8 protein-coding genes and 1 pseudogene are annotated in these 10,535 nt (G+C 63.5%); 6 read left to right on the top strand and 3 right to left on the bottom strand.

Annotation, left to right across the window (positions count from 1 at the left end; all coding sequences use genetic code 11):
• Positions 1-293, bottom strand: a pseudogene (locus J4E58_RS21840) (glucose-6-phosphate dehydrogenase); the annotation flags it as partial.
• The gene (gene gnd, locus J4E58_RS21835) at positions 290-1,303 is read right to left on the bottom strand and encodes a phosphogluconate dehydrogenase (NAD(+)-dependent, decarboxylating) (protein ID WP_225970778.1); all 1,014 of its coding nucleotides are present in this window, start codon (positions 1,301-1,303) and stop codon (positions 290-292) included. The pseudogene J4E58_RS21840 and the gene gnd, both read right to left, overlap by 4 nt.
• A 244-nt stretch (positions 1,304-1,547) precedes the next feature.
• Between gnd and J4E58_RS21830 the strand changes: the two genes are divergently transcribed.
• The 6 genes from J4E58_RS21830 to J4E58_RS21805 all read left to right on the top strand — a co-directional run bounded on the left by J4E58_RS21830 (position 1,548) and on the right by J4E58_RS21805 (position 9,315).
• A complete protein-coding gene (locus tag J4E58_RS21830; RefSeq protein WP_007922719.1) occupies positions 1,548-1,721 on the top strand; it encodes a DUF6026 family protein in 174 nt (57 codons plus the stop codon).
• 284 nt (positions 1,722-2,005) lie between these two features.
• Complete coding sequence (locus tag J4E58_RS21825; protein ID WP_053261058.1) at positions 2,006-3,748, top strand: phosphoethanolamine transferase CptA; 1,743 nt, start codon at positions 2,006-2,008, stop codon at positions 3,746-3,748.
• Between the two features lie 217 nt (positions 3,749-3,965).
• On the top strand, positions 3,966-6,212 hold the full coding sequence (locus J4E58_RS21820; protein WP_087091063.1) for a TonB-dependent siderophore receptor: 2,247 nt from the start codon (positions 3,966-3,968) through the stop codon (positions 6,210-6,212).
• A 185-nt stretch (positions 6,213-6,397) separates the two neighbouring features.
• The gene (locus J4E58_RS21815) at positions 6,398-6,619 is read left to right on the top strand and encodes a hypothetical protein (protein ID WP_087091064.1); all 222 of its coding nucleotides are present in this window, start codon (positions 6,398-6,400) and stop codon (positions 6,617-6,619) included.
• A 606-nt stretch (positions 6,620-7,225) separates the two neighbouring features.
• Positions 7,226-7,900: a heavy metal response regulator transcription factor gene (locus J4E58_RS21810; protein WP_007922715.1), complete on the top strand. Its 675-nt coding sequence runs from the start codon at positions 7,226-7,228 to the stop codon at positions 7,898-7,900.
• Positions 7,897-9,315 carry a heavy metal sensor histidine kinase gene (locus J4E58_RS21805; RefSeq protein WP_087091065.1) on the top strand — a complete coding sequence of 473 codons (1,419 nt, stop codon included), beginning with the start codon at positions 7,897-7,899 and terminating at the stop codon, positions 9,313-9,315. Before J4E58_RS21810 ends, J4E58_RS21805 begins: the two co-directional genes overlap by 4 nt.
• Before the next feature lie 11 nt (positions 9,316-9,326).
• Here the strand turns inward: J4E58_RS21805 and chrA are convergent, their stop codons facing one another.
• Entirely contained in the window at positions 9,327-10,529 is a 1,203-nt protein-coding gene (chrA, locus tag J4E58_RS21800) for a chromate efflux transporter (protein WP_087091066.1), read from the bottom strand.
• Positions 10,530-10,535: the final 6 nt, after the last annotated feature.

Below are 10,535 nucleotides of genomic sequence, written 5' to 3'. Positions count from 1 at the left end.
CCATTGGCCAGCTTGGCCCAGAGCGCCGGGTCCAGCGCTTGCGCGCCGCTGCCGACCTTGCCGGCAGCCTCGGTGCGAATGAAGTCCTCGAGCTTCTTGGCGAAATCCACATCGCTGATCGCGTTGTGATCGACGCCGACAATCTTCAACCCCTCATCCAGCAAACCGTCACGGTTGAGGTTGTACAGCGCCGGCATCAGCAGGCGCTTGACCAGGTCGCCATGGGCGCCGAACAGAAACAGTGTGGTGGGTGGAGCGGGTTGAGCCTTGGACTTCTTTCGCGAGGAGGTCATTTTTTCGGAGTCTCCACGTGGCCGCCGAAGCCGAAACGCATGGCCGACAGCATCTTGTCACCATAGGTGCTCTGCTGGCGGGAGCGGAAACGGGCGAACAACGAACTCGACAGCACTGGAACCGGCACCGCCTGCTCGATGGCGGCTTCGATGGTCCAGCGACCTTCGCCGCTGTCGGCCACTTCGCCGGAGAAACCGTCGAGCTGCGGATCTGTGGCCAGGGCGTCGGCGGTCAGGTCCAGCAACCAGGACGAGACCACGCTGCCACGGCGCCAGACTTCGGCGATATCGGCGACGTTGAGGTCGAAGCGCTGGTCTTGCGGCAGGCTTGGCGAGGCTTTGGTCTTGAGGATGTCGAAGCCTTCGGCGAAGGCCTGCATCATGCCGTACTCGATGCCGTTGTGGATCATCTTGACGAAGTGCCCGGCACCGGCGGGGCCGGCGTGGATGTAACCGCGCTCGGCGCGATCGTCTTCGGCCACCCGGTCCTTGGTCCGCGGGATGTCGCCCATGCCCGGTGCCAGCGCATCGAACAGCGGGTCCAGGCGGCGGACGACCTCGGCGTCACCGCCGATCATCATGCAGTAGCCGCGCTCCAGGCCCCAGACGCCGCCGGAGGTGCCGACGTCGATGTAGTTCAGGCCTTTTTCCGCCAGCGCCTGGGCGCGACGGATGTCGTCCTTATAGTAGGTGTTGCCGCCATCGATGATCACGTCGCCCGGTTCGAGCAACTGGCTGAGGGTTTCGATGGTGTCTTCGGTGGGCGCGCCAGCCGGCAGCATGACCCAGACCGCGCGCGGCTTCTCCAGGCCGGCGACCAGGGCCGGCAGGTCGGCGACGCCCTTGGCGCCTTCGCCACTCAGGGTGCTGACAAAAGCGCTGTTACGGTCATAGACCACGGTTTCATGCCCATTGAGCATCAGGCGCCGCGCAATGTTTCCGCCCATGCGGCCCAGTCCGATAATCCCCAGTTGCATGTGCTGATGCTCCTTACTACTAAATTGTGTCAAAAGGTTATAGCCCAACGAGGCTCGTGAAGGTTAGTCCAGAGCATCTGGACTAAGTTTCCAAAGCAGTGTTTCCCAAGCAGTGAGTGGATAACGACGCGAATCGCTTCGAAGGCACAACGACCACTGAAAATAAAAAAGTTCCCTTTGCCGGCAAAAGAAATCAAAATTGCCGCCGATAGTGTTTCAGGCCCCGGAATTCGAGCGGCCGGACCACAGTTGATGCACGCCATTTGCGAGGTGAGCAATGGGCACAGTACTACCGGCACGACCTGCACAAACCCTCTACGTCACTATCCGTCGTGACGAGTTGCGCGAACTGAAGAACGAGCGCGACCAGTTGAAGCAAGAGCTGGCGCAACTGCGCCTGGCATTGCAGAACCAGGGTCAGGTGGCTGCCGTCACCCAGCTACACGCCTGAGAATCCGAGGAACCCGCCCGCCGTGGCCGGTCCTTGCAACAGGTTATTAATGAAGCCGGCCGAGTCCTTGATGGATCGCCGGCTTCTTTTTGCCCCTCGCTTTTTACCCTACCCGCCTCCTGGCGACGGCATTATCTGACACGCAGGTACCAACTCACAAAGTTTTCACACCTTCTTATGGATACTCCGGCGCAATATTGCCGCCCCCACGGGCGCGGCGCGCGTTCGCCGAGGTAGTCGAAGCTTTCCGGCGAATGTCATGTTCAATGCAGCTGGAGCGTTCGATGGCAGTGTTTAAACGCGACAAGACGTCCGCGAAAGGGTTTGACTGGGCGGGCCTGGGTTGGCTCTTCCTGTTCTTCTGGTACTTCTCCGGCATCACCCAGTTACTGATCCAACTGACCGACACCTCCGGGTTCGCCGGTTTCCGCCAGGCCTTCATCATGAGCGCCATCTGGCTGGCGCCGATGCTGCTGTTCCCGGCCCGCACCCGCGCGATGGCCGCCGTCATCGGCATCGTGCTCTGGGCCTGTTCCATGGCCAGCCTGGGTTACTTCTTCATTTACCAGCAGGAGTTCTCCCAGAGCGTCATCTTCATCATGTTCGAGTCGAACCCCTCCGAAGCCGGTGAGTACCTGACCCAGTACTTCGCCTGGTGGATGGTGCTGGCGTTCCTCGCCCATACCGCCTTCGCCCTCTTCCTCTGGACCCGCCTGCGCCCGGTCTACCTGCCGCGCGGTCGCGCGCTGGTGGCGGCCATGGCCATCCTGATCGCCGTCATCGGCTACCCGCTGATCAAGCAGACCGCGCGCACCGGCAGCTTCGCCGGCGGCCTGGAGAAATTCGAAACGCGCATCGAGCCCGCGGTGCCGTGGCAGATGGTGGTGGCCTACCGGCGCTACCGCGAGCAGCTGGAAAACATGCAGGGCATGCTCGACAACGTGAGCAAGATCCCGCCGCTGCACAACCTCAAGGACAGCATGGCCAACCAGCCTTCGACCCTGGTCCTGGTGATCGGCGAGTCGACCAACCGCCAGCGCATGAGCCTCTACGGCTACCCGCGCCAGACCACGCCGGAGCTGGACAAGCTCAAGGACCAGCTGGCGATCTTCGACAACGTCATCACCCCGCGCCCCTACACCATCGAAGCCTTGCAGCAGGTGCTGACCTTCGCCGACGAAGAAAACCCCGACCTGTACCTCAAGACCCCGTCCCTGGTCAGCGTGATGAAGCAGGCCGGCTACAAGACCTACTGGATCACCAACCAGCAGACCATGACCAAACGCAACACCATGCTCACCACCTTCTCCGAGCAGGCGGACGAGCAGGTCTACCTGAACAACAACCGCAACCAGAACGCCCGCCAGTACGACGGCGACGTGCTGGAGCCGTTCTCCAAGGCCCTGGCCGACGGCGCGCCGCGCAAGTTCATCGTGGTCCACCTGCTGGGCACCCACATGAGCTACCAGTACCGCTACCCGCCGAGCTACGACAAGTTCACCGACCGCGCTGGCGTGCCGGCCGGTGTGCGTGACGACCAGGTGCCGACCTACAACAGCTACGACAATGCCGTGCTGTACAACGACTTCGTGGTTTCGAGCCTGATCAAGGACTACGCCAAGACCGACCCCAACGGCTTCCTGCTGTACCTGTCGGACCACGGCGAAGACGTGTTCGACTCCGCCGGCCACAACACCCTGGGCCGCAACGAAGGCAAGCCGACCGCGCCGATGTACACCATTCCGTTCATCGCCTGGGCCTCGCCGAAGTGGAAGCAGAACCATGACTGGAACTTCGCCGGCGACCTCGGCCGCCCCTACAGCAGCTCGCACCTGATCCATACCTGGGCCGACATGGCCGGCCTGAGTTCCGACGAACTGGACCGCAGCAAGAGCCTGGTCAGCGACAGCTTCAAGCCGCGCCCACTGCTGATCGGCAACCCTTATGAACGCAACGAGAAAGCCCTGATCGACTTCAGCCTGATGAAGCCCAAGGCCCCGCCTGCCGCCGCGGTGGTGCAGAAATAAGTCGTGCAGAAGTAAGTCGTGCAGAAATAAGCGATGCAAAAATAAGCCGTTTCCTACGGGGCTCACGCAGCCCCGTAATACCGGCCCTCAATGCCCCTTCATGGGGCATTTTTGTATCTCAAAGATAATAATTATTCTCGTTTAGCCTAAATACCCTTCCGCCTTTTCGTCTCAGTGCAAACGGATTTTTTCCCTCGACGACAAGGAGACGGCAGCGATGCTCGCGCCATTCACCCGTTCCATGACTTTGACATTCGGCCTGTGCGGCGCGGTTCTGAGCCCCGAGCTGCTGGCCGAAAGCGAACCCGCCCGGAACCCCGACCGCGGCGCCAGGACCCTGGAGCTCGATGCCACCAGCGTCACCGCCCAGGGCCTGGGCGCCACCACGGAAAATACCGGGTCCTACACCACCGGCAGCATGAGCACCGCCACGCGCCTGAACCTGTCGATCAAGGAAACCCCGCAATCGGTGTCAGTGGTGACCCGCCAGCAGATGGACGATTTCAAACTCGACACCTTGTCCGAGGTGCTGGGGCAAACCACCGGGGTGGTGGTCCAGCACCTGGACTCCGACCGGGTGAGCTATTCCTCCCGCGGCTACTCCATCAACAACTTCCAGATCGATGGCATGCTCAACACCTTCAACCGCATGAAGTCCGATTCGGACACCATCATCTACGACCGCATCGAAGTGGTCCGCGGCGCCACCGGCCTGACCACCGGCGCCGGCGACCCTTCGGCCACCGTCAACATGGTGCGCAAGCGACCGACCTACGAGTGGGCGGCCAAGGCCGGCGTCAGCGGCGGCAGCTATGACAACTACTACAGCTACGTCGATGTCGGCGGCCCCCTGGGGTTCGACGGCCGCCTGCGCGGGCGCACGGTGCTGGCCTATCGCGACAGCCAGTCGTTTCGCGACCACTACCAGCTGCAGCGGGAAGTCGGCTACGGCATTCTCGAGGCCGACCTGAGCGACAGCACCACCCTGGCCGTGGGCTACGACTACCAGGACAAGCAGGTCCAGGGCACCTCCTGGGGCACCGTGCCCTACTGGAACGCCGCGGGCGGCAAGGCCAATCTGCCGCGCTCCACCAACATGGCGGCGCACTGGAGTTCCTGGCCGCTCAGGGACAAGACCGCCTTCGCCACCCTCGACCAGCGCCTGGGCCACGACTGGCACCTGAAAGCCGCCTACACCCACCGCGACAGCGACAGCGACGGCAAGGTCTATTACGGCGGTGCCGGTTTCCCGGAAGCCGACCGCTCGGGCATGACCGCCTGGGCCAGCCATATGATCGGCACGCAGAAAATGCGCGTGTACGACTTCAACCTGGCCGGTCCCTACAGCCTGCTGGGCCGCGAACATGAGCTGATGCTGGGCTATGGCGAGGCCGAGCGCCGCGAGTCGTCGCCGTACACGGTCGGCGGCCCGACACCACCGGGTTACGCCAGCATCGCCGACTGGAAATACATGGGCGGCATCGCCAAGTTTCCCGACACCGTGACCAACCTGCCCGGTTCCGGCGACAGCACCCGGCAAAAGGCCGGCTACCTGGCCACCCGCCTGAGCCTGAGCGACGACCTGCATGCGGTGCTCGGCAGCCGTTACGGTAGCTGGAGCGCCCACAGTCGTTCTCGCCGCTACGATGCCAACAACCAGCTGACCAGCCTCGAAGACACCCGCCAGCAGCACAACGACATGTGGACCCCCTACGCCGGCCTGCTGTACGACCTCACTCCCGAATACACGGCGTATGTCAGCTACACCGACATTTTCAAGCCCCAGACTCAGCGTGACGCCAGCCGCAAATACCTGGAACCGGTGGTCGGCAGCAACTACGAAGTGGGGCTCAAGGGCAGCCTGCTGGAGGAGCGCCTGAACCTGGCCACCGCGGTGTTCTGGAGCAAGCAGGACAACGTCGCCGAACTGGACAGCTCGGTGCCGCCGGACCCGGTCACTGGCGAGGAGTTCTATAAGTCGGGCGGCAAAGGCGGCAAGGTGCGTGGGTTCGAGGCCGAGGTCTCGGGCGAAATCCTCGCGGGCTGGAACCTCACCGCCGGCTACACCTATACCCACGCCCTGGACGGCGAAAAGCAGCGCGCCAACGGCGGCGAGCCGATGAACATGCTGCGCCTGTCCACGGCCTATCGCCTGCCGGGCCAGTGGCGGGCGCTGACCGTCGGCGGCAGCCTGAACTGGCAAAGCGAGATCTACGGCAGCAGCCGGCGGCCGGTGGGGCGCGACGGCAACGGGCGTATCGTCACCGAAAACACCCGCATCCATCAGCAGGCCTACAGCGTGGCCGGGCTGATGTCGCGCTACGAGTTCGACCCGCACCTGTCGGCCTCGCTCAACGTCACCAACCTGTTCGACAAAAAGTACTACGAACGGGTCGGCTTCTATAACGGCGTCTACTGGGGCGAACCGCGCACTATGACCCTGAGCCTGGACTGGAAGCTTTAACCCGCCCTTCTTCCTACACGGCCCATATCAGTGGGCCGTCAGCGCCTCTCATCCGGGATGACAGCATTGTCATCCCGCCTTCAGCCCCCTGTTAACCCCTAGTTAATAAGATCACGCCAGACTTCCCTCACTACTTCGTTACAGGGACGCAACGGATACCGATCACCGTCAATGGGACACCGCATATGAAAGCCTCCACACTCCTGCTCGCCGGTCTGATGATTGCCAGCTCGGGTGCAGCGTTCGCCGAAGGCGGCGCTGAACGCATGAAGCACTACTGGGACAACTTCCCCATCAGCCAGCAGATACCCCGCACCGATAGCGAACAGGCGTCCTCCGAGAGTGGGAAAAAAACTCAGGCACCCGCCGAGGACCCGACCCGCGCCAACGCGCAACCGGACACCTGAAACACCCCGAGCTCTACTCCTCTCTGACGATCATGCTCCCTTGCCAGAGAGGATCTTCCGGCGCCCTTTCACGGGCGCCTTTTTTATTGCCGTCGATATCAGCGACATGACCAGGGGCTATCAACTTTCTGACGTCAAAATGACAATTACGCCATCTAAGCAAACGTCACTGCCGGCTGTATTAATATAAGTTTCCGCCAAACTTCGACATATATTGAAACAGTAAATGACACATGATCAGTTTGTAGGAGCGAGCGGGCGGCGATCCGACTTGCCCGCGATGAACTTGAGAGCCCCGCGCGTCTCCAGTCAATACGCAGTAGCGTTAACGATCATCGCGAGCAAGCTTCGCTCCTACGATGAATCACCTCACTTGACTTGCTATTGGATCAGTTAGTTACCGGCTGTCGAAAAAAACGCACAAGCCATTGATATCAAGCACTTTAAAACTTGACCCTAAAGCCACTTCAGGCTTGAGCATTCCCCCGATCCAAACGGCTGAGGCTATTTATCAGCAGCAACTTCGCGGGCTTTATGGCTGGTCCAACAACAACTTCATATCCAGCGCCATTGAAATCGTATTAATGATCAAGAGGTCACTTTTCCATGCGCATTCTGGTTGTCGAAGACGAGCGTAAAACTGCCGATTATCTGCATCAGGGCCTGACCGAAAGCGGTTATGTAGTCGACCGCGCCGCCACCGGTGTCGACGGGCTTTACCTGATCGAACAGCAAAACTACGAACTGGTGATTCTGGACGTCAATCTGCCGGAAAAGGACGGCTGGCAGGTGCTGGAGGACATGCGCAAGGACAGCAACGCCCGGGTGATGATGCTCTCGGCGCGCGGGCGCCTGGCCGACAAGGTCAAGGGGCTGGACCTGGGGGCCGACGACTACCTGGTCAAGCCGTTCGAGTTTCCCGAGCTGCTGGCGCGGGTGCGCACCCTGCTGCGGCGCAGCGAGAACCTGCCGGCGACCGACACCCTGCGGGTCGCCGACCTGGAGCTCGACCCACGCCGGCACCGGGCCTATCGCGGCTCGCGGCGCATCGACCTGACCACCAAGGAGTTCACCCTGTTGCAGGTGCTGATGCGCCAATCGGGCGAGGTGCTGACCCGCACCCAGATCATCTCCCTGGTCTGGGACATGAACTTCGACTGCGACACCAATGTGGTGGAGGTCTCCATCAGCCGCCTGCGGGCGAAGATCGACGATGCCAGCGAGATCAAGCTGATCCACACCATCCGCGGTGTCGGTTATGTCCTGGAAGTGCGCCAATGAAAGCCGCGCAACGCACCGCCAGCAGCCTGTCCATGCGCCTGGGCCTGACCGTCAGCCTGATGGGTGCCGGCCTGGTGCTGCTGCTCGCGACCCTGGCCTATCTGGCCCTCAGCCACGAACTGGGCAGCCTGGCGCGGGAAAGCCTGGACAGCAAACTCGAACAGATCCGCCACACCCTGACCAGCGACCTGAAGACCGGCGATATCGCCGCCCGCCCGCATTCGCTGCTGGACCTGGTGATGGGCCACGACAACCTGCACCTGAGCATTTTCGCCGCCGATCCCCAGGCCGAACCGCTGCTGAACATCGGCAACCGCAACCTGGGCCCGCTGCCCGAAGCCCTGACCCGGCCGGAAAGCCCGGTATTCCTCGACTGGCTCGACAGCGCCGGCAACCGGCTGCTCAGCACCTCCAGCCTGGTCAGCCTGCGCAACGGCGAACAGGTGCGGGTGGTGCTGTCCCTGGACCGGGCCAACGACCAGGCGCTGCTCAGCGCCTACCTGCGCTCCACGGTGATCGCCCTGCCCCTGCTGCTGATGCTGATCGGCATCGGCGCCTGGTGGGTGGTGCAGCGTGGCCTGGCGCCGTTGCAGCAATTCAGCCGGGTGGCCGCCAAGGTCACCACCCAGGACCTGACCCATCGGCTGTCGCCGGACAACCTGCCAAGGGAGCTGGCCGAGCTGGCCCACAGCATCAATTTCATGCTGCACCGGCTCGACGGCGGCGTGCAGCAGCTCTCGCAATTCTCCGACGACCTGGCCCACGAGTTGCGCTCGCCCATCACCAACCTGATGGGCAAGGCCCAGGTCACCCTGTCCCGGGAGCGCCCGCCCCACGAGTACAAGGCGGTGCTGGAGTCGAGCACCGAAGAGCTGGAGCGCCTGACCCGGATCGTCAGCGACATGCTGTTCCTCGCCCAGGTCAGCCATCCGGCCTCCCAGGTGGCGTTCGAAGCAATATCCCTGGGCGAGGAAGCGCGGCGGGTCATGGAACTGTTCGCCCTGAGCGCCGAGGAAAAGCACCTGGGCATCAGCCTGTCCGGCGATGGCCTGGTGTATGGCGACCGCCTGATGATCCAGCGGGCGATCTCCAACCTGCTGTCCAACGCCATCCGCCACAGCCCGCGGGCGTCGAGTATTTCGATCCTGGTGGAGGAGCATGAATCGAGCGTGTCGCTGTCGGTGGGCAACCCCGGCGCCGGTATCCCGGAGCAGCACCTGGCGCACCTGTTCGAGCGCTTCTATCGGGTCGACAGCAGCCGCTCGCGCGCCGAAGGCGGTACGGGACTGGGCTTGGCGATCGTGCGCTCGATCATGAACCTGCATCAGGGCCGGACCGAGGTCAGCAGCGTGCCGGGAAGCTTCACCCTGTTCCGCCTGGTGTTTGCCCGGCTCAATCACCCGCCGCGCACCTGACGACGCTGGCCTCAGGCACCCAGCAGCAGGCCGGCGGCGCCACCGGCGAGCACCACCAGCCAGGGCGGCAGCTTCCAGCACATCAGCGCGGCCAGGGCCAGCAGGGCCAGCCCCAGGTCCAGCGGCTTGAGGATGCTGCTGGTCCACAGCGGGTCGTACAGCGCCGCCGCCAGCAGGCCGACCACCGCCGCGTTGACGCCGGCCAGCGCGGCCTGGACCCGGCCCAGGTGGCGCAGGTGCTGCCAGAACGGCAGGACGCCGACGATCAGCAGCATGGCCGGCAGGAAAATCATCACCAGGCACACCAGCGCGCCGCGCCAGCCGTCGATGGCGGCGCCGAGAAAAGCCGAAAAAGAGAACAAAGGGCCCGGCACCGCCTGGGCGGCGGCATAACCGGCGAGAAACAGATCGTTGCTCAACAGGCCCGGTGCGACCACCTCGCTCTGCAGCAGCGGCAACACCACATGGCCGCCGCCGAACACCAGGGCACCGGCGCGATAAAAACCGTCGGCCAGCAGCAGCGACAGGCTGGGCCAGAGCCCGGCCAGCAGCGGCAAGCCCGCCAGCAACAGGGCAAAGAGCACCAGGGCCAGGTAGCCCGTGCGCTTGCCGACCGCGATCGCCAGCCCGTCTTCGCGCTGGTCGAAGGTCGGCTGGAGCAGGCCTGCGCCGATCATCCCCGCCAGCAACATCACGCAGACCTGACCGAGGGTGGTCGGCCAGAGCAGTACACTGATCGCCGAGACCAGCGTGATCAGCATGCGCAACGGCCCGCGGCACAAGACACGGGCCATGCCCCACAGGGCCTGGGCCACCACCGCCACCGCGACGATCTTCAGGCCATGCACCAGCCCGCCGGGCAACCCTGTGCCGCTACCGCTCAGGCCCATGGCCAGGGCAATCAGGATCAGCGCCGAAGGCAAGGTGAAACCCAGCCAGGCGCCCAGCGCGCCGGCCAGCCCCGCCCGCGACCAGCCCAGGGCAAAGCCCACCTGGCTACTGGCCGGCCCCGGGAGGAACTGGCACAGGGCGATCAGCTCGGCATAGGCCGCCTCGCTCAGCCAGGCGCGGCGCTGGACGAATTCGGTGCGGAAATACCCCAGGTGCGCCACCGGCCCGCCGAAGGAACTCAGGCCCAACCGCAAGAACACCAGGAACACCGTCCAGGCACTGTCACGGCGGGTCACGGGGGCATCCAGGGGAGATGAGTTCATCGGCCG

The organism is Pseudomonas sp. FW305-25, from assembly GCF_017351415.1.
Taxonomy (GTDB): domain Bacteria; phylum Pseudomonadota; class Gammaproteobacteria; order Pseudomonadales; family Pseudomonadaceae; genus Aquipseudomonas; species Aquipseudomonas chlororaphis.
This window is presented reverse-complemented; position numbering and strand designations above follow the sequence as displayed.